Below are 26,670 nucleotides of genomic sequence, written 5' to 3'. Positions count from 1 at the left end.
GCGGTGATCTATGTTGTTTTTGATAACTAAAGAGCCTCGGCACAGCGCCGGGGCTTTTTTTATTTTAAAGGACTCTGATGTTTCCCCTCAATAATGGCAACTTAAAAATCGCGGTTCAGAAAAAAGGAAGGCTCACTGAAAAATCGATTGAGCTCCTGAATATGTGCGGACTCGGGATAGACAACTATACCGACCGCCTCTATATCTCTGCTACCAACTTTCCTGCGGACATTCTTTTCCTCAGGGATGATGATATCCCCGAATATGTTCAGGATGGCGTTGCCGACCTTGGTATAGTCGGTGAAAATGTAATAACTGAAAAGCCTGTATCGATAGACCTGAAGGAAAAACTCGGTTTCGGGAAGTGCCGTATTATGATCGCATACCCCGATTCGATGCAAATTGATGATGTTTCCGGGCTTGTCGGAAAGAAAATCGCAACCACATACCCCTCAATTCTTGGAAGATTTCTTTCTGAGAACGGTATCGAAGCAAGAATCATTGAGATTTCCGGTTCGGTGGAGATCGCTCCCGCTCTCGGTATCGCCGATGTAATCTGTGATATTGTCTCTACAGGCAACACACTCAAACTGAACAAATTAAAAAGGGGCTTTACTGTTTTTGAGTCGGAAGCCGCACTTATTGCATCCCCGGCGTTACGGGACAATCCGGTAAAAGAGCAACTCGTCTCCGATCTGTTGAAAAGAATAAGATCGGTGATTACTGCAAGAAAATCGAAATACTTGATGATGAATGTACCTAAAGCTTCACTTGAGGAGGTAATTAAAATGATTCCCGCTTCAAAAAGTCCGACTATTCTTCCGCTTTTTGATGAATCAACTGTCGCAGTTCATGCAGTTGTTCCGTCAGGATACATCTGGGAGGTACTCGACCCTCTTAAAAATGCGGGGGCTACGGGAATTCTGGTTCTGCCAATTGAAAACATGATACCGTAAGGACTGTATGAAAAAAATTGATGCAACAAATCTTACCAAAGATATTCTCGGCGGAGTGACTGCCAGAACGGGACTCGATATCTCATCTGCCCGGAAGACAGCGGAAGCCATAATCTCCGAAGTAAAGTCAGATGGACTAAAGGCAGTAATTAAATATGCAGAAAAATTTGACAGATTCAGAAGGGTTAGTATCCGGCTCACTAAAGACGAGATCGAGGATGCGATTAAGGGGCTTGACTCACGGTCAAAAAATGCGATTCAGTTGGCTTTTGATAATATTCTTGCATTCCACAAACCGCAAAAACCCGTCGATTATTCCGTTGAAACAGCAGAAGGTGTTTTGTGTGAGAGAAAATTTATTCCGATTGAAAATGTTGGGTTATATATTCCCGGTGGTTCTGCTGTGCTCCCTTCAACCGTACTTATGCTTGGGGTGCCTGCCATGATTGCAGGGTGTAAACGGGTTGTATTGGTTACTCCCGCATCTGAAAAAGTTGAGCCTGCTGTATTATACGCCGCAAACCTTTGCGGAATTTCTGAAATATACGCGGTCGGTGGTGCCCAGGCTGTTGCGATGCTTGCTTACGGAGTGGAAGGAGTGGATAGAGTTGATAAAATTTTCGGTCCCGGTAATCAGTTCGTTACTGCCGCAAAAATGGCAGTCTCGACAGACGGCTCAGGTTGCTCCATCGATATGCCGGCAGGTCCGAGCGAACTGTTGATAATTGCCGATGAAACAGCCGATGCCCGGTTTGTAGCTGCAGATCTACTTTCACAGGCTGAACACGGGACTGATTCCCAGACAATTCTTCTATCCACCTCTGAAATGCTTATTGATGAAGTGGAACAGGAACTTGCCCAACAGATGTCCCTTCTCCCAAGGAAGAAAGAAATGGAAGGCAGCCTTTCCAACAGCCGGCTGGTGAAGGTGGCAAACATTGAAGATGCGTTTACGATTTCCAATAAATATGCCCCCGAGCACCTGATAATCAACACAAAAGATGCACGCATGCTAAAGAGTAAAGTCATAAATGCGGGATCGGTATTCATTGGTCAGTGGTCTCCCGAAAGTGCCGGTGATTACGCTTCAGGGACAAATCACTCACTTCCCACATCGGGTTATGCCCGCGCAACGGGAGGTGTAGCTGTCGAATCATTTATGAAAGGAATTACTTTTCAGGAACTGAGCAGAGATGGATTGAAAAGGATTTCCGAAACAGTGGTCACACTGGCAGAAATTGAGAAACTGGATGCCCACGCTGCTGCCGTAACAACAAGGATGTCACTATGATAAAAACGATTATTCGAAAACACCTCGTGGATGTTAAACCATACTCATCCGCACGGGACCTCTATAAAGGAGAAGACTATACATTTCTTGATGCAAATGAAAATCCACTTGCATCGATGAACGGACTTTCCGACCCCGACCTTTGCAGATACCCCGACCCCGCTCAAACTGCCCTTCGGGAACGGCTTGCAGCGTATCTGCAAATAAAAAGCGAAAACCTTTTCTTCGGAGTGGGAAGTGACGAGATAATCGACCTTCTGGTAAAACTGTTCTGTGATCCGGGTAAGGACGAGGTTTTGACCATTACACCCTCTTACGGGATGTATGAAACAGTCTGCAATATCCATAATATCAGAATCAAAACCAGTGAGCTGGAAGAAGATGGATTTACGCTGAATGCCAATAAACTCCTTGAAATGGTAACAGATTCGACTAAAATTATTTTCCTTTGCTCACCCAACAATCCAACTGGCAATCTTTTGGAGCGAATGGAAGTAATTAAGATAACAGAAAAGTTTCGCGGTCTGGTTGTGGTTGATGAAGCATACATCGGTTTTGGAAATGGTGACGGGTTTATAAAAGACTCGATAACAATCCCAAACCTCTGTGTAATGAGAACATTTTCAAAGGTTTATGGTCTTGCCGGTGCCAGAATCGGGTATCTTTGCGGAAATACGGAACTCGTGGATTACCTCTTCAAGATTAAGGCACCATACTCGATCAACAAGCTGACCGAAAAGAAACTCCTTGAAACGATCGACAGGATTCCTTTTTTTGCAAAATCTCTCGATGAGATAGTTAAACTCAGGAAATACCTTGCCGATCTGCTGGTTCAGTTCCCCGCAGTTGAAAAAGTGTTTCCATCCGATGCCAACTTCCTTCTTGTGAAGGTGCAGGATTCCGGTTTTCTATGCAGCGAGCTGGCTAAAAGAAAGATAATTATCAGGGATCGTTCCTCACAATCACTGTTGAAGAACTGTGTAAGGATCTCCGTCGGTACAAAGGAGGAAATAGCCCTCCTCATAAGTGTGATGTCGGAAATATACTCTTTTTACCCTGAAATCACCGGGTTTGATAATCCCGCTCAAAACGGCCGTTTTGCAGTTACACAAAGAAAAACAAAGGAAACCGACATTGCGATTGAAGTAAGGCTTGATGAACCCGGCAATTCACAAATCTCAACCGGAATCGGATTTTTTGATCACATGCTCGACCAGATTGCAAGGCACGGAAATATCGGACTGAAAATAAAGGTGAACGGTGATCTCGGAATTGACGAACACCACACTGTCGAAGACACCGGTATAGTTCTCGGTGAGACACTTCTAAAAGCACTCGGAAACAAAGCAGGAATACAAAGGTATGGATTCTGGATTCCTATGGATGATTCCGAAGCAAGCTGTGCAATCGACCTCGGTGGAAGAACACATCTTAAGTTTAAGGCAAAGTTTAAGAGGGAGTTCATCGGTGAGTTTCCTGCCGAACTGGCGGAGGAGTTTTTCAGAGCCATGGCATCCGGAATGAAAGCAAACATCGTTATAAAGGCAAGCGGGAAAAATGATCATCATAAAATCGAAGCGATATTCAAAGCATTTGCAAAAGCATTAAATGAAGCTGCCCGACTTGACGAGAGAACTCAAGGTTCCCTCCCCTCAACAAAGGGGGTGTTGTGACAGGAATTATCGATTATGGTGCAGGCAATACTGCGTCGGTGGGTTATGCCCTCTCCCGGCTTGGTGCTGATTTCATTGTTTCTTCCTCAACTGATGAACTCGAAAAATGCGACAAACTGATTCTCCCCGGGGTTGGCTCCGCCCGCTTTGCGATGGAGAGTCTGAGAGAAAAAGGACTGGTCGATCTGATGAAGGGCTGGAAAAAACCGTTTCTCGGTATCTGCCTTGGGATGCAACTGCTTGTTGACCACTCTGAGGAGGGGGATATCGATTGTCTCGGTGTCATTCCGGGGAAATGCATTCTCTTCGACAGGGGTAAAACAAAGGTGCCTCTGATGGGGTGGAACAAGGTGACTTTCAAAGATCCATTTGGACTTTTTAACGGATTAAAAAGTGGTGAATGGTTCTACTTTGCCCACTCGTATTACCTTCCCGTCTCATCGTTTACGATTGCTGAATCTGAAAACGGCGGGCAATATTCAGCGGCGATTCAGAAAGACAATTTTTTTGGCGTTCAGTTTCATCCCGAAAAGTCATCGACACAGGGAAAGCAAACGCTTCAAAATTTTATTGAAATGGAGGTAAAATGTTAGTCATTCCGGCAATGGATATCCTTGACGGGAAAGTGGTTCGACTCGTAAAAGGAGAATTTGACTCCGTCACCACATATTCCTCTACACTCGTTAAGGTTGTGGAAAAATTCGTTGAGGCAGGATTTAACAGGCTTCACATCGTGGATCTCTCAGGCGCAAGGGAGCGAAAACCCCGGATTATGAACCTTGTCAGGGAGATAAAATCTCTGTTTCCTGTGGAAATTCAGTCGGGCGGTGGAGTAAGAACGCTCGATGATGCACTTCGGGTTTTGGAAAGCGGAGTGGATTTTCTTGTCGCAGGCTCCATTTCCGTGAAAAACAGAGACATTTTTGAAAAAATTACAAGTGAGATTGGTGCAAACGCAATTATTTCCGCGAGTGATTCGAGAGACGGCATGATTGCTGTTGACGGCTGGGAATCGACTTCGGTTATCAGACTTGAGGATCAAATCAGCTACTGCCGGTCACTCGGAATAAATTCATTCCTTGTCACCGATATCAGCAAGGACGGGACCCTCGAGGGGACAAATCTGTCACTCTATAAAAAGCTTGTTAAAGATTTCCCCGGCATATTCCTGATCGCTTCGGGTGGGGTAAAAGACAAAACCGACCTTCAACAATTAAAAGAAAGCAATGTCCCCTCTGTTGTGGTCGGGAAAGCGTACTATGAAAACAAAATCACCCTCGAGGAGATGAAAGATGCCTGCTAAAAGGATAATCCCCTGCCTTGATGTCAAAGAGGGAAGGGTCGTAAAAGGAACAAATTTCGTCGGACTTAAAGATGCGGGTGATGCCATTGAACTCGCAGCCCTCTACTCTGACAGCGGAGCTGACGAACTGGTATTCCTCGACATCACCGCAACACTTGAGAGGAGGAAAACAATCTTCGCTTTTGTGGAAGAGGTTGCAAAAGCAATCTCAATACCTTTTACTGTTGGTGGAGGCATTTCGGAATTGTCTGACATTGAAAAACTGTTGAGGGCGGGAGCCGACAAGGTTTCATTGAACAGTTCGATTGTACGAAATCCCGGATTTATTACCGAAGCAGCTTACAGATTCGGGAGTCAGGCAGTTGTTGCCGCAATTGACATAAATCTTGAAGGCGGACAGTATCCCGTTTATGTTAGCGGCGGGAAGAAGAAGACAGATTTTGACGGTTTTATTTGGTGCAAAGAGGTGGAAAACCTTGGTGCGGGAGAGATACTTCTCACTTCCATGCACTGCGACGGTACAAGAAAAGGATTCGATATCGATTTCTTATCCCGTTTACAGGGTGAAGTGAATATCCCCGTTATTGCATCAGGTGGAGCAGGGAACAAGCAGCACTTCCTCGATGCCTTCGAAAAAGCGGGTGTGGATGCCTGTCTCGCTGCAGGATTGTTCCATTTTGGTGAACTCGCAATCCCCGAATTAAAAGAATTTTTAAGAAAGAATGGAGTTGAAACAAGATCATGAAAAACAGAATTTTTGAAACAGGTTTATTGGATTTTAAGAAAATGGGCGGTCTGATCCCTGCCGTAATCACCGATTACCATTCAGGGCAGGTTCTTATGGTAGGATTCATGAACAATGAGGCTGTCACACAGACGATCTCAACAGGAAAGGTAACTTTTTTCAGCAGAACGAAGGGGAGACTCTGGACCAAAGGCGAAGAATCCGGAAATTTTCTATTTGTGGAAGAGATCATCCCTGACTGTGACAATGATACGCTCCTGATAAAAGCAAAACCGGCCGGTCCTGTCTGTCACACAGGTTCACACACCTGCTTTGGTGAAAATGAGGCAATCCCGTTTGCTTTTCTTGACAGGCTTTTCTCGGTAATCGAAGAGAGGAGAGAGAAGTTGCCGGAGGGGTCTTACACCACTTCCCTTTTTAAGAGAGGGGCAGACAGGATTATCCAAAAAGTGGGTGAAGAGGCTGTTGAGGTGGTAATTGCGGCAAAAAACAGGAACAAGGAAGAGATAAAAAACGAGTCGGCAGACCTGTTGTTTCATCTGCTTGTTCTTTTGTCGGAACAGGGGATCAACCAGGGCGAAGTGATTGAAACACTTATGGCGAGACACGGCAGGTAGAGACTCAAAAGAATCTCTACCTTCACAATATCGTGAGTAAAAACGGGATTATTTTATTTCTTTTCTTCCGTCGATATGCTCGGCAAACCGTTCGACATCTTTGGGGAAAACATTGTCGCGCCTTTCCCAGGGCCAGCCACCGAATTGAGTCTGGTCAAAATCGACAAAAGCTTTAGTTATTTCGGCTTTTGTATTCATAACAAAAGGGCCATACTGATATACCGGTTCATTTATGGGCATACCCTGAAGCAGAAAAATGAAGCAATCTGTTTCGCCTGCGGTAATCTTTACTGAAGAATCGGCTTTTAACTGTACTGCAGTATATTCATTTACAAGTGTTTCTTCCACGAGGATGGATGCTCCTCTGTAAAAGAAGATGACTCTGAATGCGTTTTCAGAGGCTTTGGGTATCTCCCAGACCGCTCCGGGCTCCATTTTAATTGTCCAGATTGCCACTTCATTTTCCGGATTTGCAGCCCACGAATCAGGAGCCGGTGCGGGTGCCTGAACATCGCCAATTCTACCAGCTATCAGGTTGATTTCTGTTTTAAGACCTGTCTCATCCTTTACGGTTACAACGGGAATTTCATCCGCCCACAACATTTTAAAGTAAGGGGGAGCCATTTTCTTTTCGCGCGGAAGGTTTAACCACACCTGGAACAGTTCGAGAGGATTTTCCTTATCCTCGTTGATCAGAGGAAACATTTCCGAGTGCTGAAGTCCGCTTCCTGCCGTCATCCACTGAACATCGCCGTTACCGTATCTGCCGGCCTGTTTGTGAGAGTCGGAATGATCAACAAATCCTTGCATCACCACAGTAACAGTCTCAAATCCTCTGTGTGGATGTGCCGGAAACCCGGGAACTGATTCACCGTGATACATCCGCCACCCGTCTTTCACCACAAAATCCTCACCGAGGCGTCTTCCCTCAAGGGAAGCTGCAGGACCCATTTCACCATTTCCGCGGGGATAGTGGTCGTTGTGATGTGCGCAAAAAATAAACGGATCCAAAACGGGCCATTGAAAACTAAGCGGTACGACTGCAATTATCGGGTTTGTTTCCATATTTACACTCTTTTTTGATTAATCACGAAATATAACTTCTAAAAGCATGTTTATTCTACTCTGAGATACTGCTGCACTATTTCCTGAATTTTTTCCTGTCCTTTTGGGCTCAGTTCGTAATTTTCACGGTCGTTAAAGTAGGCGAGAATTTCACCAGCAAGCCAGAAGAGGCTATCGGTTTGCTCAATCTCTTTTACAGTATTTACTGCTTTTGCTTCATCCCCCTCCACTTCAAAATAGACAAGAGCGTATGCAAGTTTCAACGATGAATTCATTCCCTGTTTTGCAAATTCGTCAAGAGCCTTGAGGTATTTCATCGAGCCGTAATTTGTTTTGAAAGCCTCTCCGCTAAGAATGAAGGGAAGTATCTTTGTCGCAAATTCTTCCTGCTCAATATATCCGGTAATTGTTTGAATAAATTCACCCTTGGAAGTATAGAAAGCAGTGGCTGGATAACCCGAAATCTTAAATGATTTGCCGAATTGTTCAGGAGTGAATGATTTTCCCGCTATTGAAATGTTGCCGTCGGTCTCAGGATTGTATTTGATGCATACAAAGTCCTTGTTAAGCAAATCTATAACATTTTGCTTGCCGTATGTGGCTGTATCCATAACCTTGCACCAGCCGCACCATTCAGTGTAGGCATCGAGTAGAACAGTTTTATTCTCCTTTGCTGCTTTGGCAAATCCTTCAGCGGGGGTGTACCACTTCAAAGACTGGGGAATCATAACGCCGCTTAAGAGAAGAAAAAGGACGGATATCCTGATGTAAAATTTCATTATTTACTCCATTTGGGGGGAAAGCCGTTTAACCGGCAAAAGTGTTTAAATTAGTGTTGCAATTTACCTTTTTTATACCTTTACCACACTATAAGGTTCCATCGGCCACACCATGTCAAGGTAAATAGAAGAAAAATGTTTAGAATGGAAGATTAATATGAATAAGTTTCTCAAAATACTCGTTGCTGTCTCAATTCCCCTTCTGGTTGGAAGTATAGCCGGACTCGCAACCACGCCAAACATAAAGTCGTGGTATATGTATTTGAACAAACCCGTTTTCAGCCCGCCTAACTGGATTTTTGGTCCAATGTGGTCTTTGCTGTACATTCTTATGGGAGTTGGATTATACCTGATCTGGGAATCAGAAAAGGGTGGATTGCGAACCAGAGCCTTGAAAGTCTTTTTTATCCAACTGGCATTCAATTTCGCATGGAGTTTCATCTTTTTTGAGTTCCGTCTCATCGGAGTGGCTTTTTTCGAGATTATCCTCGTTTGGATTTCGGTACTTGCGATGATTCTCACCTTTTACCCCGTAAATAAAAAGGCAGCACTTCTGCAAATTCCGTACATTCTTTGGGTTACTTTCGCTTCCGCGCTTAATGGAGCGATCTGGATTTTGAACAAATAAAAAAGCTGCCCCCGTTTAGAAGGCAGCTTTTAAGATCATCTGTGGTTAACAAATCAAAGTTTGTTATACATTCCTTCAACTTTATCGAGAACGGCATAAAGTTCTTTTGGAACATGTCCTTCGAATGAGTCGAAATATTTTCTGATGCTTGCCATCTCTTCGAGACCGTCATCTTTGTGGATCTCGAACAGTTTTGCAACTCTTTCCTCTGAAAGATCAAGGCCTTCGACATTGATTGTGCCCGGTTTTGGAAGGAATCCTTTGGGGGTTTCAACCGCAATGTCAGCACCGTCAACTCTGTTGAAAATCCACTCGAGAACACGAATGTTTTCGCCGTAACCCGGCCAAATGAACTTTCCGTTTTCATCTTTTCTGAACCAGTTCACATAGAATATCTTCGGAAGCTTCGTTTTGTCAGCTTTTTGTCCTGTTTCGATCCAGTGTTTGAAGTAGTCACCCATGTTGTAGCCGCAGAAAGGAAGCATTGCGAAAGGGTCTCTTCTGATCTGACCGACAGCACCAACTGCCGCAGCGGTAGTTTCTGATGAAACCGTAGATCCAAGGAAAGTACCGTGATCCCAGTCGAAAGCTTCTGCAACGAGGGGAACAACCTTTGCTCTTCTGCCGCCAAAAAGTATGGCTGAAATCGGCACACCGGCGGGATTTTCCCATTCAGGGTCTATCACAGGGCACTGTCCTGCAGGAGCTGTGAATCTTGAATTGGGGTGAGAGGAAGGTTCAGGTGACTCAGGTGTCCACTCCCTGTGCTTCCAGTCGGTCAATTTTGCCGGCTTTTCATCCGTCATTCCTTCCCACCAAACATCGCCGTCAGGGGTGAGAGCAACATTCGTAAAAATCGAATTTTTAGTTGCCGAAAGAAGGGCGTTGGCATTTGTTTTATTCGAAGTACCGGGTGCCACACCGAAGAAACCGTATTCAGGATTAACTGCATACAATCTTCCGTCAGGCCCAAATTTCATCCAGGCAATATCATCGCCGACACATTCAACTTTCCATCCGGGAAGTGAAGGGGTAAGCATTGCGAGGTTCGTTTTGCCGCATGCACTCGGGAATGCTGCAGCCACATATTTCTTCTCGCCTTTTGGGTTGGTAATTCCAACGATGAGCATATGCTCGGCAAGCCAGCCCTCATCTCTAGCCATTACCGAGGCTATTCTGAGAGCAAAACATTTTTTACCGAGAAGAGCGTTTCCACCATATCCGCTTCCAAACGACCAGATTGATCTTTCCTCAGGGAAGTGAACTATATATTTGGTAGTGTTACAGGGCCATGGAACATCCTTTTCACCCGATGCGAGGGGTTTTCCTACTGAGTGGAGGCAGGGAACAAATTCACCGTCACCGAGCTGATCGAGGACTTTCTGTCCCATTCTTGTCATAATTTTCATGTTGCAAACCACATAAGGTGAATCTGTAAGTTCCACTCCGATGTGTGCAATGTTGCTTCCGAGAGGTCCCATGCTGAAAGGAATTACGAACATCGTTCTTCCCTTCATGCATCCATCAAACAACCCGGTAAGAATATTTTTCATTTCGGCAGGAGCCATCCAGTTGTTAGTGGGTCCTGCGTCTTCTTTCTTTTCCGAACAAATAAAAGTTCTGTCTTCAACCCTTGCCACATCACTTGGATCTGACATGCAAATGTAACTGTTGGGCCTTTTTTCATCGTTTAACCTGAGAAAGGTACCGTTTTCCACGAGTGATTTAGCCATTTCATCATATTCTGCCTCCGAACCGTTACACCAATATACATTGTCAGGCTTGCAGAGTGCAGCCATTTCGTCAACCCATTTCAACAGCTTTTTGTTTGTCGTCATATAAATGCCTCAAATTGTTTCATTATTTTACAGTTTATAGTTATTTTTACGCTCTATAAACGGTAATTAATAAATATTAGTTAATCTTCCGCGTATGTTAGTTATTATTTTCTAACATTCAAAACTACAAATATTAATACATTTTTCAAAAACACGATTGCACAGCAACATAATTTGAAACGATAAAAGCCCTAAATGACCAGACTTGTAGCCCTTCTGGGAAAGAAGACAATCGATTTTGTATCTGAAATTGGTGAAATTTCACTCCTTCTGATGCGAATCATCTTTTTCTTTCCCAAAATCATCAAAAACAGAAAGCAAGTGCTGTTTCAGATGGAGCATATCGGTGTTGGCTCGCTGCCGCTGGTTCTTATCATCGCGGTTTTTACAGGAGCTGTTGCCGCATGGCAAGCTGCATATCAACTTAAGGGAATTGCACCCGTCTCATTTCTTGGTGCCGCAACGAGCAGAGCAATTATCACAGAACTGGGTCCCGTTCTCACCGGAATTGTAATCGCGGGAAGAGTTGGTGCTTCAATAGCAGCAGAACTCGGCACAATGAAAGTTACCGAACAAATCGATGCGCTCGAGAGCATGGCGATTAACCCGATAAGATTTCTGGCCATGCCCCGTTTCCTCGCATCAATCGTTATGCTTCCCATACTCGCACTTTTTGCTTCCTTCATCGCCGTTATTGGAGCATTTCTCGTTTCAAACTACTTCCTCGGAGTCTCGGAAGCTGTCTTTTTCCATTCCGTAAAACAGTATTTTCAGCTTTATGACCTCTTCACCGGCTTAATTAAAACCGTCTTCTTTGGAGCTGTCACAGCCCTCATCGGTGTTCACAACGGTCTCCGAACCTCCGGTGGCGCCGAAGGTGTCGGCAATGCAACCATTCGTTCTTTTGTCCTTTCCGCCGCTCTCATCCTTATCCTCGACTATGTCCTTTGGATGCTGCTGTTCTAGAGCTATGAACTGTGATCTATGAACTATAAGCTGATTTAACCCGTATTTTCGGAAAAGGAGCATGAGTCAGGTATGATCTATGGTCTATGAACTATAAGCCGGCTAAAACTCTTATTTTCGGAAAAGGAGCGACAATCGTCCTCGATTGTCCCAACGACCAATTCCCCCAAAAGCCCTCCGGGCGACATATGGGTAGAAACTGCCATGATCTGGGATCTATGAACTATTAGCTACCCAAAAACTCTCATTTTCAGAAAAGGAGCGACAATCGTCTCGATTGTCCAACCGATAACTTTCCATTTCACCGAAAAAAATAATACCAGATACCCAACACCTCATACCTGAAAAAACCTGTTGCCTGAAACCAAAACTTTTCCTAACTTCGAGGGCAGATTAATTAATTTCAGGCTTGCATGGGCACCGGAAACAAAGATCCTCTTGATCTCATTTTTTTCACTAATGATGAAAACGGGTCTCTTCTCGATAGGTTCAGAGAAGTATTAAGAACCACCAAATATTTCGACATCCTCGTTGGCTATTTCCGTGCCAGCGAATTCTACAATCTCTATGAATCGCTGGAAGATGTTGAAAAGATAAGAGTGATTGTCGGGCTAAAACTCGATGAACATACCCGGGATGTGCACCGCCATGCAACCACCACGGAACAAATAAATTTCAGATCAACCCCTCTCATAAAATTCGACTATAAAAAAGAACTCCGCGACGATATTCAATCGATCGAAGATAACTTCGAAACCAATACCGGCTTAAAAAAATTCATCGAATTCTTTCGATCCAGCAAACTGGAGATGAAAGTTTATCGCCTTCAAGTAATTCATGCTAAAGTATATATCCTCAGAAAATCAGAAGATGATGAAGACCTAGGAAGAGTTATAACGGGATCAAGTAATTTTTCCTATTCGGGCCTGCATGAAAATCTTGAATTTAATGATGAGCTGAAAAAAGGTTACGATGTCCGTTTTGCACTCGATAAATTCGAAAATCTGTGGGCACAGTCAATCGACATATCGGAAGACTTTGTTCAGACGGTAATGGAAGATACATGGGTAAACGATTCAATCACTCCTTATGAATTCTATCTGAAATTCCTTTATGAATATTTCAAACTCGATCTGAGTTATGATTACAATCTAATCAGGGATAAGTACCCCGAAGATTTTATCGACCTCGAATATCAGCGTCAAGATGTCGTTAATGCCATAAAGATAATTGAAGAACATGGTGGTGTATTTATTTCGGATGTGGCGGGGCTTGGAAAATCCTACATCGCCTCAATGATTGCAGGACAGCTTGAAGGGCACACCCTAGTTCTGGGATCACCCGTTTTGCTTGACGAAACTAATCCCGGTTCGTGGAAAAATGTTATGCGCGATTTTAAAGTACAAGCTACATTTGAATCAATCGGAAAACTTGACAAGATTGATGAAAATCGATTAAGACGAATAAAAAATATTATAGTTGATGAAGCTCATTCCTTCCGGACAGAGACAAATAAAACCTATGAACTACAGGCACAAACATGCTAAAAACTATTACTATAAAGAATTTCCGCGGAATCGATCACATCGAAAAGCTTGAATTTGATCGATTCAATATTCTCGTCGGTGACAATGGGACCTCCAAAACCACTTTGCTCGAAGCTATAAATTATTGTATATCACCCGGATATGTTATGCGTAGGATTAAGCATACCGATTTTCATAATGGATGTGATGAACCCATAGAAATAATTGCGTGTTTTGAAGATACATTTGAAGCTAGTATTGATTACAATTCTGAGAATGTCAATTTTCATGCCATCGGATTGGAATTAAATGTAAAAAAAAGAGAGAGAAAGGCACATAAGAAGTTATTCTCAGAACCTGTTACCATCAGTCATGTGGTTATTCCCCAAATATCACAGGCTAGTAGTGGTTACAAAATAGAGAAAGAAGATGGAAAAAGTCAATTCATTCATCAACGGGCATTGTCGTTATCTCAAACGGAAATCTCAAGTCTTCCAGTATCGTTCTATTATGGTAAGGAGCGGGATCGGCAGATACATCATGGCTATAATACTGCTTTTTCAACTGTAGTAGAGGATCTAAACTGGAGATTTTTACGGAGTCTACGAAAAGAAGATATTAACAATGATGAAGAACGAGCAGATCTTAGAACTTCATTAAATGATTTGATCTCAGAAATTGCTCAACGCACAAAATTAATGGAGTATACGGTCATGGTGGAATTTCAAAATCGCACAAAGTTTTTCGAAATTGACCCTATTGAATTGACCTTGATAGACCTTAACGCTCCTTATGAAAATGCTATTTTCACATCACCCAAAGATTTCCTGTCACTGCCGATTAGAAATCTCGGTTCTGGTTATGAAATGATCATATCGCTGATCTTTCTTGAGACATTGGCTTCCTTATCGAACGAAAAATTGGTCATACTTATTGATGAACCTGAACTGCATCTCCATCCAAAACTGCAAGAAAAATTGGCAGAATATCTTTTGGAACTGACAGATGAAACAAAAGGCCACCAAGTTTTCGTTACTACACACTCCCCAGTCTTTTTCAAGCACTCTGTTAATCAAGAAGGTGTGAAGACTTTGATCACAAAAAAAATCCCCGGCGGTCCTACTATTTCATACAACGAAATCCAAGTTATATGTGGGCTATTCCCTTGGAGTCCGTCTTGGGGCGAGATAAACTTTCTTGCATTTGAATACCCTACTATCGAATTTCATGATGAGTTGTATGGTTATCTTCAGGAGTGTACTCAAAATTATAAGGAGCAGGCTATGGAGAAATACATCTCTGAGTCAAGATATGCTGAAAAACCAAGAATCTGGAGAAGAGAACAAAATGGAAAACCTATCGAGGAATATTCGGTTTCTTTGCCGGTATTTATACGCAATAAGGTCCACCATCCGGAGAATTCGTCAATGAAGAATGATATTTTCACATCAGATGAGCTAAAGACTTCAATCGAGATACTAATAAATCTAATTCGAGAACAAAAGCAAGTTACAAAAGAGTAACAATTTAATTGACTTAAAATAATTAGAGTTGATTTCAATTTGCCATACCCAGAATGAAAACCCGTTGTCAAATAAAACGAGGAAAAAGATAATAACCGTGCTCAATCACTCGAGCGTCAGATTGACCGGATGCTTTATCGTTTGTTCCAACTCTCTGAGGATGAGATAAGGCTAATCGAATTGAAAGCAAGTGAGATTAAAAAATAGCTAGCTGACAGATACAAACGGGAAAATCGGAAACAGAGCTGGTGGGAGATGGTCGGAAGGTAATTTAATTTGAAACAATAACAAAATCTGAATTTAATTTTTATGACCCTAATTTATCGAAAATTAAAAAGGAATTGAAATGAGACCAATACAGCAATTTCATATTGGTAACATAAACCAAGTCTCGAGTTACGAATACTCCGTTGATAGGAGCAATATTATCGATTCAATTTTGGGAACCTTTAATTCTCAAACTAGAATCGTTGCCCTAGGGGGTGAAGATGGTTGTGGTAAGACAGTATTTGCAAAGCAATTTAACAAAAAGCAAGTTAATAATAGTGTATTAATATCGGTAAACGGAATAAATCTCCTGACTACTGATTTAAACTACCTTACTTGGGATTTGATCTCACAAATTTGTGTGATCTGTCAGAAACAAATGCCGGAGGATGATGGTCGCACTGAAGGTATATTGGCAAAGTATATAGGTTATCTTAAACACCACTTGAAGAGCAGAAATATAAAAGACTTTTTCGTTGTTGTAGATGGTTTTGATCAAATACAACCAGAGGTTGCAGAACGAATTAACCACATCATATATTTCTTTTTCAACCTTACTGTTGATACGGTAAACTACCTTCTAATCGGGGATGCTGAACGAAATAAAAAGTTGTTTGAGAAGTTGGGTTGGCAAAATTCTACGCGTACTATTTTGAGCAATTTTTCATACGATGAGACAAAAAAATTCCTTGAAGAGCAGATTGATTATGAGGAATCTCTGTTTGCAAATATCTATAGAATAAGTAAGGGGAATCCAACTACAATTTCTACCCTCTTAAGAGTGATGAAGAGAAACTATGAAATTGACTTTCATTCAAATCTTCAAAATGGGATTGAACTTGATAAACTATATGCAATAGAATACGAACTGTATAAAGAAAGATTTGAGGAAATAGACGAAATTCTTTCAGTTTTAGTATTCGGCGATGTCAGCATGAGATTGGAGCAATTACTAGGCGTAACAAAAATATCGAATGGGAAATTTAACGAGATACTAGATTTCGCAGCGATACTTGAAGTTAAAGATGGTATCGTTGCTTTTAAAAGTGATTCATTTGCCAGATTTGTCCGAAAATATCTCAAACATCTCGAAAATAAAGCACTCAAAAGTATTGTTTCTTATATAAATCAAAATCCTAATGATAGTACATTAAATGGGTCTCTTATAAAATATAATCACCGGATTGGTAACAGTACTGAAGTAGTAAGATTACTTAGTCCGTCTTATTGTGAACAAATGCTAGCTGATAGCAGATCATATAATGCATTAATCGAAAACATAGAACTAGGACTCGAAAATGTCTCAAAGGAGGAGACACCAAAGGATTCTCTAAGGCTTGCTCTATTAAAAAGTATCCTCACAGATCGTACTAGACTAAGTTTATTGACTCTTGAAATGTTATCATGTCTCGCATTGGATGATTTGAATTCAGCGTTAGTAATAGCCTTGAAAGTAAGTACAATAGAGGACCGTTTCAAGCTATTAACGCTATTGGCAAGTCGATTAGCAAGTGAAAATAAGATTATTCCCGAAGAGATTAAGATCCAAATTAATGAACTTTTCTCGCGCATCAACTTTAGACCAGATAATAATCTTATTGACCTGATCAGACTAACTATGGATTTCAGTATTGAAATAACTTTAAAACTGATTAACATTCTCAGAGAGAATTTAAATGATGACGATGTCGTTGATTCAATAATTTCAAAAATTACGGTTGATAAAATTTCAGCGGGTTCACTTGGTTCTTTGAGGAACGACGCTCCTTTGTTAGAAAATATTAAAAATCAGGATATAAGAAATTTTTTGGCTGACCTAGGCACTATCCAATCGTTTGATGATGACGACTTCCTTAGGTTGTTCAATTCATCAGAAGACAGATTTGCAAAAATCACAATTATGAGGCTTTGGATCAGATCTACAAAAGAAAGGAAAAATTTAGCAAAAATAATTCAAAAGTCTATTGAGTTTGCAATCGACAGTACCGAACTTGTCCTAAATGCGTCAATACTTAATGATCTAACTCTCCCGATCGATCTACTCACAGAGAAGGCAGATTTTGAAGAGTTAAACCTACAGATTACTCGTTTGTTAGAAGCACCAAATACCCGTAGACCTACCATAGATTACATTAGATTAAGAGTCAGATTTATTTACACTTCTTCTCTGTTTGAGAATAAGTTAGTAATCAACGATTATCAAGAAATCCTGGATGTAACCTCCGAGATTTATGATCTTCCGACTCGACTACATGGATATCTGATTATTTTACGGAGTCTGGACAAATATTCTCAACTTCATAAAACTGCAGATGTTAAAAATCTAAAAGATAGGATCATTGGATCGTTTTTTGACCAACTAGAGATAGGTTTGCGTGAAAGTGCAGTGCACGAAAACATTTATAATTCTTTTTTAGAAGAAATAATCACCTTGGAAGAAAAATACATTCTAATGTTTTTCGAAAGAACTATCCCATTTTTAACCGAGCAGCGTGCTAATGACTTATATCTCTCCGTACTAAAACTTTATCTATCCCGGGATGCTTCCGAATTAGTATTCGGCATTATCAGGTATCTTTTTGAGAAAATTAAAAAACAGTCAGATAAAGAAACTGCAGCATTTCTGATATTAAGAGGGATGTCCCAAGAAGAGGAGATAGATTCAACCCTTCGAAATTCCTGCATTCGATTGGCGGAAAGTGTCGTACAGAGAAGTCAAAACACAGAATTTCTACTGAACTCTTATGCTTATCTATTGATTCTAAACAAGGATGCAGATTGGTTGGTCAAAAATGACTACCAACAGGCACTTATAAACATAATCTCTCAAATTCCCTGTGTTCATTCACAAATAGTCGTGAATTACAAAGTATCTAATCTTTTGGTTCAATCGAATACAGAGACTTCAAAGAAATTGCTCACAAATGTTGAAGACTTGAAAAGGAACATTGAGAATCATAGCTTTGTTGCTTTATCGGTAATCGATAAATTGCTGTCTTTGTTGGTAAGGTGTCTACCTGGATTGGATAAAAATCCATTAGTATTTGATGATGTTCTGAGTTTCTTGAAAAACAATATCAGCAAGGTGCCGTCAGAGTATTCCCAGTTGGCCATTTATGTCTTAATTGCAGAGCGCCTTTATCTAAATGATAAAATTGTAGAACTCAATCAGATCGTCCAAGATCATATATTTAGGATTCTTGATAATAATGCTTCAAATCCAGCATTCAAGGATCTTTTCCGTCAAGCAGCGAGAGTTATCTACTTGACTAGTCCCGTACGCTTCGAAAGTGATTTGACAAAAATTAAAGACAAGGAGGTAAAGAAACAAATAGTTAACAGTGTTATTGGATTCATGATGAATAGGTGTCCAGGTGATGATAAGTGTGAAATTAAGAAAATGGATAGAAAACTGAAGTATAATACAATCCTGCAAATACTTAGTTTGATTAAGTATCACTCTGAGGACTATGCTATCACAGGAATACTGACACCTCTTCTAGATAGTATTGCGAAAAACAAGTTAGACTACACGAAAGAGCAATTAATAGATATTCATACTAAAATTGACACTATCATAGCTAGTAAGCTTCCAGATACTCGGAATATAAAACATGAAGGATATGTCATTCTTCTAAGGTCTGTGCTATCTAGAATCTATCCAAAAAAAAATAAACTAATTCTAGAAGATCTCCGAAACTTAAATAGTCTAGCAAATAATATCCCAAGCAAATCTGATTTGGCATTCGTTAAATGCACTATTCTTGAATCCGTTGGCGATGTGGAGAAAGACGATTCTTTCATTCGAGAATTAGTACGGGACATAAACGACCTTATTGAACAGATACCAGTATTCGAAGAGCGGATGGAGCGGCTCGAGGTTTTCTTGAATGTACTATCAAATATAGATCGAGCAAAATCAAAATCATATCTCAAAAATATTTTTGACTCCCTTAAAAATTCGGAAGAAGCATATCTCGAAATTCAAAAAGAGTTTATTGATCTGGCCTACAAAATTGATAAAAATTGGGCTGAGAAGTTAGTAACAATTTATGATGATGATCCGGCTCGAGCTAAGTTAGGCAAATCTCTAAAAAAACACCTGAACCACATACGCGTTGTTGCGGATTTTGAGAATTCTAAGGAACAGAAACTTCAGTATCTCCCGGAACTCTCGGAGTTCCTCCTTCGGAAATTAAATTCAGGAGTGTTTACCCCTAAATCCTTTAAGTACTTAAGAGACTATATAATATTAGCCTCTAACCTACCATTTGATGAAGCGAGTATAGTGTATACTTTTGTCATTCAGAATCTTGTAGTGAAGTATAAAAATACCAATGAAGCAAATACTTTATTAGTTGAAGTGGCGAAAAGTCTTATGTCAAATTTGAATCTTGTCAACTTGATGGAAAGAGAGTATCAGGCAGATATTCAACAAAAAGAAATTGGTTCGCTAACTCAATCAGGCACTACCATGATTAACTTGGGTGAACGTCAAAAGGCATTAGATACAATTGTTGGTTGGTTTACAAGTAATGAACCTCAGGAAATCATCTTGATTGATCCCTATTTTGAACCAAAAAGTATCGATTTTTTGAAATTGGTTAAGGCTCATCTTCCTAACAGCTCGGTCAAAGTCCTAACTAGTGTAAACAAGAAAGATGAAAATTTTGAAGATCTTCGAGATACGTATCAAAACTTATGGCAAGAGATCTGCGACGAGGAAGCGCCGGATAATGAGATTACTTTTGTGAATAAATTTGATTATACCGGTACACCATTGCATGACAGGTGGTTGGTTTCACCGGATACTATGAGCGGTATGTCATTGGGTACATCATACAGTTCGCTTGGAATTAATAAAATCACATCTATTTCAATTTTAGACATCGGTGCTGTGCAAACTATCATTAATGATTTTGTTACACCATTTTTAGAGAAAAGAATAAAAAGACTGAGCGATAATTCAAGATTAATTTACAGGACTACATCAGTGTTCTGATAATTTGAGTAGGGGAGGATAGATAATCATCCCCTACCAAAAATTTATTGAATATTCAAGATAACGCCCAATCTCATGGCCTCAAGAATATGACCAATGGTGATCTGCTTCTGTTCAAAGTCATTGTCGACCCAAAACTGGGTATCCGTTTCTTTTAGCAGATCGAGTTCTCTTTGGTAATATATGATCACTTTTTTATAATCGTTAGGTCTTACCACGATGGATATCTCATTTCCTCTGTAGAGTACATTAGTCAGGGTGGTGATTGAGTCGCGTTTATAATGACTCAGGTCGTAATCAGAGTCCCTTGAAAGCTTACTTATCACATTATCAGCAGCACGGTTTAACAGATTCTTCACCCAACTGAACCTTTCATAGGGGCTGTAGTCCTGAATACTTTTACCAAACCTGAACCTGGAACGAAGTATCTGGAGTCCGGCTTCATCGAACACCCCGGAGGAGAGCATCAACTCGTTAAGGTCTTCCACCTCATATTCCCGCTCCTGAATTTCACCTTGGAATATTGAGGTTTCGTTTTTACTTGTCTCCGAAACTAAATTAACACCGGCTGATCTCTGAATTGATTCAATAAGTGTTCTTACGAAAACCGGGTCTTCCAAGATTTCGGAGGTGATGGATTCACCGATAATTTCCTCTAATTTCGAAAGTGTTGCAGCGCGATCGATGGAATCCCTAATAATTTTATCACTCAGCAGTCGCTCTTTTTTACCAAATATTTCAGAGAAGAATTCCTCAGAAATATCACTGTTGTCAACGAGCCAGCTATACAAGCGTGTGTAGGTCTCCTGATCTTCAGGTGTCCTCTCAACCGACTTAAATACTCGCTTTACAACCTCATTGAATTCGTCGAGCATGCCCTTATAGTCCAATACTTCCATAAAACCGCTTGGTACTTGTACGAAATTATGGAGTAAACGGCTTCTGAGAGGCCAACCAAGTGCTTCCAAGATCGAGATTAATTCCTCATCAATTCCGCCATCTATACTGAGATCACCCGGCATTTGGAAGTCACCATTCTGATCCGGAAACATTGCAATTTTACTCAAATTGATATTATTTGAGAAATCTGTACTGTCAATAAATGATATGAGATCTGTCAGGTATTTGTAGGTATCATCATGTGATTTATTAATGTCGGAAGCAAAATTTCCTATTGATTTAGATGTAGCTATCTCATTCGTCAGCAGCCTGAACAAACGGTTGTCGGATTCTTCCCATAGAGAATTATCGATGATACTTACTGTTAGGGCGGTGGGGAAGTTTGACCTTACAAAGGTTGTGAGCTTAAAGATTTTATCGCGATATTTCCTGAATTCATCATTATTCTCGGGAAGAAGAGAGGTGAGATAAAGGACCAAGTCAATTTCGCCCGTACTCTTTCTCAAATGGTTGTTTAGTTTATCAATCAGATCGGAGTTCTTCAGCGCTTCAAAATCAGTCCAATCGCTGATTGTATAATTTTTAGAGATGAGAGTGCTTCTAATATCATTATTGATCATTGCAAGGGCATCTTTTAACGCTTCCTCAATCTGATTATCGCGCTTCAACAGGCTATATGGCTGAAATTCATTATTTTGATTAACAAAAACTTTAATACTGCAATTCCGATTGAGAATTTGAACCGAAGTTGTCTCATCTGATTTGAGTAATTCATAGTAATCATTTAACCACAATATTGAACATGGATTAATCAAATTCTCTTCCAATTCAGATACTGTCTTGGACTTAGCGAGCATTTCTGATAATTCGAGAAGATCGAGTGTGAATTCAGAATCTCTGAGGATCGAAATCCATTCTGGAAGTTCTTCGATTGCAGGTAGACTGTAAGGTGAAATAGGGGCGTAGTTTAGATTTGTCAGCAAGTGATACAAGCTTAGTCTAAGTTCTGCTGATTTGGCCGCCGGCACAAAAACACAAACATCACCTGCTTGATTTTTAGCGGGGACCAAGTCTCCAACTATATTCCGTATAAGGGGGGTAGTAAGAAACATTTCCTTAATAACTGAGTGGATATTTTCAAGGACCCAAACTTTATCAAACCAATCAAACTCTTTGGGTTTATGCATCTTCGCCAAATTGTATAAAGACCCGTATTTATTTCCCGAGCACAAGTCAAGTAACATGCCGAACATCTCCACGCCCTTCAGCATTAAGGCTTTGTTTTCATTAGTTTCCTTAGTGTCGTTATCTCCCAAAAATATCCCATCCCTGGGTTCGGTCGGATTAAAATGGGGACTATTAATGACAAAAGGTAAACCAAAGGTTTCCGAACCCAGCAACGGGAAATCACAGAATATTTTTGGTAAAGATTCGTCCATGGCCTTAATACAGTAATTGCCTAAATCGTCCAACTCCAACTCCACAGCAATTGCCACATCATCTTCATCAAGTTTAATGAAATATCGCTTTTTCACTTCTCCCTGATATTTTTCATCAATTGTGTAGATGGAAATATCGTTGTCGGGAATGATTCCATTCCGTACATACGATATTCCGGTATGCTGTACGCTTACTTCACCAATCGAGTCAATAAAAAGTAGTGTATATGGTAAACACATTGACAGATCTGAAATGCCGTTCTTGGCGTAATTCAGCCCTTTTTCGGTAAGGTGATAAGTAAAAGATGTATTGTATTCTTTCGGGTTTAAATCAATGAATTCGGAGGTTTCTATCAGCCCGTCTAAATCTCTAAGGGCTTGGTCGACTTTGGTTACCATTTCCTCAAGGGACTCTGCATCACGGTCCATGTTGATGGAAAAAGATGAAAAGTTGTCATCACCGATATCAACGATGCCATTCACTGTTATTGTTTTGGAGAGTAAATGAGTTGAAAGAAACCCTGTTCCGAATTTGCCGGTTGTCTTGGAAGATTCGATACGGTCCTTGCTTGAGACTTGTTTGACGAGATATGTGATCTGATCAATGTTGAAGTTTTTACCGTTGTGTTTGAATTTTAGGTAGGACTCCTTTTCGGTTTCGAGATCAACGGTTATATCAACAGGTGTTTGATCGTAAGAAAGATCTTTTGCGTTTTGAATCAACTCCCAGATCCATCGTCTCGATGAATTTGAATTGACTGAATTATACAGCTTAGTTAACGCATCAAATATTTTGCTCGCAGTCTGTTTCTGATCAGCTTTACGTCTCGCGTTCTCGAGCATTTCCTTGATAAGTAATTTTCTTGTGTCTTTGTCGTTGAGATTCATTGGTGTCCTGTTTGATTTTTGATGTTCATATTCTGATAGAGTATCGAAACATGGTTTTTTCCGGATGGTTATAAAATTTATTTGCTCTCTAATTGGCAATAAACCGAAAGGACATCCTGTTAGTCCCGCAAAATCATGTTAATAGTGTTCAAGACATTCTTTCACCCATATGCCGCCCGGAGGGCTTTTAATGCTGTTAACCATTGGGCAATCTTTTCCAATTTTATCCTGAGGTGAATTCGCGGGATTTGCGGTTGACAATCGAGACGATTGTCGCTCCTTTTCTGAAAATGAGAGTTTTCGATCAGCTTAGAGTTCATAGATCATAGCTGTTTCTACCCATATGTCGCCACAAGGGCTCTCTTGGAATTGGTCGATTTATTCTACACATGCCGCCCGGAGGGCTCCCTTTAAATTAGTCGTCGGGGTTCTAACTATATGTCGCCACAAGGGCTTTTAAGGTTGTTAACCATTGGGTAATATTTTCCAATTTTATCGTGAGGTGAATTCCCGGGATTTGCGGTTGGACAATCGAGACGATTGTCGCTCCTTTTCTGAAAGTGAGAGTTTTTGGTCAGCTAATAGTTCATAGATCAGAGCTCATAACTACTCTACACACATGCCGCCACAAGGGCTTATTCTTAAAATTCTTTCTCATCATGAATATCGTGTTCAAAACATTTCACCACAAAGGCTTTCAAACCCGGATGCCGAATCCTGAGAATCCTCTAATCCTGTAAATCCTGATTCAGACAGCGAGTTGATTTATGTTGCTTATCGGCAGGACAATCGAGACGATTGTCGCTCCTTTTCCGAGAATAAAAGTTTTAGTTAGCTTATAACTTATAGATCACAGTTCATAGCTGACTCTTGAGGGTGTACCAATAAAAAAGGCTGCCCCATCTGAGACAGCCCCTCCGAATTCCTGAGAAGATCACTTAAGGAGGTATAACTCTTGTTGCCTTTCGCTTAGCCAGTCGATGCCGGTATCGGTGACGACCACTTCTTCCTCAATGGTTACGATTCCGTGATTTTCCACATAGAGGCGGGGTTCTATGGTGAAAACCTGATTTTTCTCGAGAGGGATGAAGGGAAGGTTTCCGTATTTTTCCCATGCTGGGAAGAGGCCCGGACCTGCATCATGGGCAACTCTGCCGACCTGGTGGCCGAGTCCGTGAGGGTATTCATCATATCCGTTTTTGGTGATATGTCCACGGGCAGCGGCGTCCACTTCAACTCCGGTGACTCCCGGTTTAAGGGTTTCGGAGGCTTTGGTTATTGATGTTTTGAGGACATCAAATCCGCGTTTTACTTCATCAGGAGCATCTGTTTCGCCATCGCGGAGGATGTACCATGTGCGTTGGAGATCGGAGCAGTAGCCGTTGTAGTTGATCCCAAAGTCGATGTTGATAAGGTGTCCGCCTTCGACTTTACGGTCTGTTGGTCCTGCGTGTGCACCGGCTGTGTCGGGACCCGTAAAGACTGCGGGACAACTGTCAGCTTCCCATGCAACCTGATAACCTCTGTCATTGGCTCTCGAGGTCATGAAAGCTGCAATTTCCTTTTCGGTTCTTCCTTTGGTTATGAATTTTCCTGTCTCATCAAAAATTTCAAGGGTAATTCTTACAGCCTCTTTCATGATCTTCAATTCTTTTTCAGATTTTCTTCCTCTAAGTGAGGACACTATATCTTCAGAGGATACAAGTCTTTCTCCATACGGTGTTCCTGCAAAATGGTCGAGAAGGACATGATACAGACCGAGAGTGAGTCCGTCGGCAAGGTTCATGCTTTTCGAAAAATTGATCGCTATTTTCTGTGGATCAACCGATTTCACAAACTCGAGAAGCGGTTCTCTGATCGATTTAACATATCCCGTAATATCTTCAAATGTCCCCATATCTTTGAGGTTTTGAATATCGAGTGAGCCGAGGATGGCTTTTCTGTGCCCCTGTTTGGTCAGGATAAACGCCGACTGCCAGGTAACATTCACTCCCGCAATGGTATCGAGCACAGGATCATGAATTGAGGCGCTCTCGCGAACAAAGGTCAGCCACATGTCGATGTTTTTTTCTTTCAGGATATCAATCGCCTGAAGCTGTTTTTCTAAAATTATGTCTTTCATCTTTATTGTCTCCGGTTATATGTGTAAGAGGTGCTCCTGCTGGGTAGTGGCGGGTTACCGCAAACACCGACAGGGATGCACTTCAAAATCTTCTAATTGTCGTAATATTTTTCGTATGCTTCTATGATATCTTTCACAAGGCGGTGCCTTACCACATCTGCCTTTTCAAAGAATGAAAATCCGACACCTTCGATACCGCTCAAAATTTCCTGTGCTTTTACGAGACCGCTGACTGTCTTTACAGGCAAATCAATCTGTGTTATATCACCCGTTATGATAGCTTTCGACTCTGTACCGAGACGGGTGAGGAACATTTTCATCTGCACATCGGTAGTGTTTTGGGCTTCATCGAGGATGACAAATGCGCGGTTTAGGGTTCTTCCACGCATATAAGCTAGGGGGATTATCTCGATAATTCCTTTTTCAAGGTATGCTTTTACTCTCTCTGAAGGGAGCATATCCTCGAGTGCATCGTAAAGGGGACGGAGGTACGGATCGATTTTCTCTCTGAGATCACCCGGAAGATAACCGAGTTTTTCTCCTGCCTCCACAGCGGGACGGGTGAGAATTATCTTTTTTACGAGATTCTTCTTCAATGCCGCAACTGCCAATGCGACTGCCATGTATGTTTTTCCTGTACCCGCCGGACCGATCGCGAAACAAATATCGTTGGTCAGAGCGGTTTTAAGATAGACAAGCTGGCCGGGAGTGCGTGCTTTGATAACATCATCCTTCGTGTAGAGGATGATCTTGTCAAAGTCTTCATCTCCTTTTGCCTGCTTTCCGTTTCTTGTGAGTTCAAGGATAAGCTTTACATCCTGCTCCTTGAGCCTTCCGGAGGTGTTTATTGCATAGATCATTTCCTTAATGATCTTTTCAATTTTCTCGACCTCGTTTTGGATACCTTTGAGGATGAGCTGATCGCCGCGAACGATTATCGCTGAATGAAAATGTTCTTCGAGTATCTCGAGATGAATATCATTGGGTCCCAGAAGTTTCTGCAGATCGACGCCTTCAAGGGAGATTTTCTTTTCAAATTCTGACATGGATTCCTGTATTAAGTTTAAAATATAAAAAGCCCTTAATACCTGAGTATCAAGGGCTTTTTTAGAATAATCGTCACAAAATAAGAATTAAGCGAC

General features: G+C 41.2%; 18 protein-coding genes. 12 read left to right on the top strand and 6 right to left on the bottom strand.

The genetic code is table 11. The features are described 5' to 3' along the window. The first annotated feature begins 77 nt into the window (after positions 1-77). The 7 genes from J0L60_02505 to J0L60_02475 are packed head-to-tail and all read left to right on the top strand — an operon-like array spanning position 78 to position 6,585. Positions 78-956 carry an ATP phosphoribosyltransferase gene (locus tag J0L60_02505; GenBank protein MBN8544980.1) on the top strand — a complete coding sequence of 293 codons (879 nt, stop codon included), beginning with the start codon at positions 78-80 and terminating at the stop codon, positions 954-956. 7 nt (positions 957-963) lie between these two features. After that, positions 964-2,247, top strand: a complete 1,284-nt coding sequence (gene hisD, locus J0L60_02500; protein MBN8544979.1) for a histidinol dehydrogenase — start codon at positions 964-966, stop codon at positions 2,245-2,247. Further along, positions 2,244-3,920 (top strand): histidinol-phosphate transaminase, encoded by a 1,677-nt coding sequence (hisC, locus tag J0L60_02495; GenBank protein ID MBN8544978.1) that lies wholly within the window; start codon positions 2,244-2,246, stop codon positions 3,918-3,920. Before hisD ends, hisC begins: the two co-directional genes overlap by 4 nt. Continuing rightward, the gene (gene hisH / locus J0L60_02490) at positions 3,917-4,513 is read left to right on the top strand and encodes an imidazole glycerol phosphate synthase subunit HisH (GenBank protein ID MBN8544977.1); all 597 of its coding nucleotides are present in this window, start codon (positions 3,917-3,919) and stop codon (positions 4,511-4,513) included. The genes hisC and hisH overlap by 4 nt, the downstream gene beginning before the upstream one ends. Further along, on the top strand, positions 4,507-5,223 hold the full coding sequence (hisA, locus tag J0L60_02485) for a 1-(5-phosphoribosyl)-5-[(5-phosphoribosylamino)methylideneamino]imidazole-4-carboxamide isomerase (protein MBN8544976.1): 717 nt from the start codon (positions 4,507-4,509) through the stop codon (positions 5,221-5,223). Before hisH ends, hisA begins: the two co-directional genes overlap by 7 nt. Further along, the gene (gene hisF, locus J0L60_02480) at positions 5,213-5,968 is read left to right on the top strand and encodes an imidazole glycerol phosphate synthase subunit HisF (GenBank protein ID MBN8544975.1); all 756 of its coding nucleotides are present in this window, start codon (positions 5,213-5,215) and stop codon (positions 5,966-5,968) included. Before hisA ends, hisF begins: the two co-directional genes overlap by 11 nt. After that, positions 5,965-6,585, top strand: coding sequence for a bifunctional phosphoribosyl-AMP cyclohydrolase/phosphoribosyl-ATP diphosphatase HisIE (locus J0L60_02475; GenBank protein MBN8544974.1), 621 nt, complete (start codon positions 5,965-5,967; stop codon positions 6,583-6,585). The genes hisF and J0L60_02475 overlap by 4 nt, the downstream gene beginning before the upstream one ends. Before the next feature lie 48 nt (positions 6,586-6,633). Here the strand turns inward: J0L60_02475 and J0L60_02470 are convergent, their stop codons facing one another. Next, the gene (locus J0L60_02470; GenBank protein MBN8544973.1) at positions 6,634-7,650 is read right to left on the bottom strand and encodes a pirin family protein; all 1,017 of its coding nucleotides are present in this window, start codon (positions 7,648-7,650) and stop codon (positions 6,634-6,636) included. Positions 7,651-7,700: 50 nt separating this feature from the next. Then, a complete protein-coding gene (locus J0L60_02465; protein MBN8544972.1) occupies positions 7,701-8,429 on the bottom strand; it encodes a DUF255 domain-containing protein in 729 nt (242 codons plus the stop codon). Positions 8,430-8,586: 157 nt separating this feature from the next. Here J0L60_02465 and J0L60_02460 point away from each other — a divergent pair, with 157 nt between their 5' ends. Next, complete coding sequence (locus J0L60_02460) at positions 8,587-9,057, top strand: tryptophan-rich sensory protein (protein MBN8544971.1); 471 nt, start codon at positions 8,587-8,589, stop codon at positions 9,055-9,057. 53 nt (positions 9,058-9,110) lie between these two features. Here J0L60_02460 and J0L60_02455 read toward each other — a convergent pair whose 3' ends face one another. Then, positions 9,111-10,895: a phosphoenolpyruvate carboxykinase (GTP) gene (locus J0L60_02455; protein ID MBN8544970.1), complete on the bottom strand. Its 1,785-nt coding sequence runs from the start codon at positions 10,893-10,895 to the stop codon at positions 9,111-9,113. A gap of 195 nt (positions 10,896-11,090) precedes the next feature. Between J0L60_02455 and J0L60_02450 the strand changes: the two genes are divergently transcribed. The 4 genes from J0L60_02450 to J0L60_02435 all read left to right on the top strand — a co-directional run bounded on the left by J0L60_02450 (position 11,091) and on the right by J0L60_02435 (position 20,179). Continuing rightward, positions 11,091-11,861: an ABC transporter permease gene (locus tag J0L60_02450; GenBank protein MBN8544969.1), complete on the top strand. Its 771-nt coding sequence runs from the start codon at positions 11,091-11,093 to the stop codon at positions 11,859-11,861. A 413-nt stretch (positions 11,862-12,274) separates the two neighbouring features. Then, complete coding sequence (locus J0L60_02445; GenBank protein MBN8544968.1) at positions 12,275-13,408, top strand: hypothetical protein; 1,134 nt, start codon at positions 12,275-12,277, stop codon at positions 13,406-13,408. Then, positions 13,402-14,910: an AAA family ATPase gene (locus J0L60_02440; protein MBN8544967.1), complete on the top strand. Its 1,509-nt coding sequence runs from the start codon at positions 13,402-13,404 to the stop codon at positions 14,908-14,910. The genes J0L60_02445 and J0L60_02440 overlap by 7 nt, the downstream gene beginning before the upstream one ends. Before the next feature lie 346 nt (positions 14,911-15,256). Then, the gene (locus J0L60_02435; protein MBN8544966.1) at positions 15,257-20,179 is read left to right on the top strand and encodes a hypothetical protein; all 4,923 of its coding nucleotides are present in this window, start codon (positions 15,257-15,259) and stop codon (positions 20,177-20,179) included. A 44-nt stretch (positions 20,180-20,223) separates the two neighbouring features. Here the strand turns inward: J0L60_02435 and J0L60_02430 are convergent, their stop codons facing one another. The 3 genes from J0L60_02430 to J0L60_02420 form a co-directional block, all read right to left on the bottom strand. Next, on the bottom strand, positions 20,224-23,406 hold the full coding sequence (locus J0L60_02430; protein ID MBN8544965.1) for a hypothetical protein: 3,183 nt from the start codon (positions 23,404-23,406) through the stop codon (positions 20,224-20,226). Positions 23,407-24,340: 934 nt separating this feature from the next. After that, on the bottom strand, positions 24,341-25,528 hold the full coding sequence (locus J0L60_02425; protein ID MBN8544964.1) for an aminopeptidase P family protein: 1,188 nt from the start codon (positions 25,526-25,528) through the stop codon (positions 24,341-24,343). A gap of 92 nt (positions 25,529-25,620) precedes the next feature. Next, complete coding sequence (locus J0L60_02420) at positions 25,621-26,574, bottom strand: PhoH family protein (GenBank protein MBN8544963.1); 954 nt, start codon at positions 26,572-26,574, stop codon at positions 25,621-25,623. Positions 26,575-26,670: the final 96 nt, after the last annotated feature.

The organism is Ignavibacteria bacterium, assembly GCA_017302895.1.
Lineage (GTDB): Bacteria > Bacteroidota > Ignavibacteria > Ignavibacteriales > Ignavibacteriaceae > UTCHB3.
The sequence above is the reverse complement of the archived record's forward strand: the minus strand, read 5'-3'. Positions and strand labels throughout refer to the sequence as shown.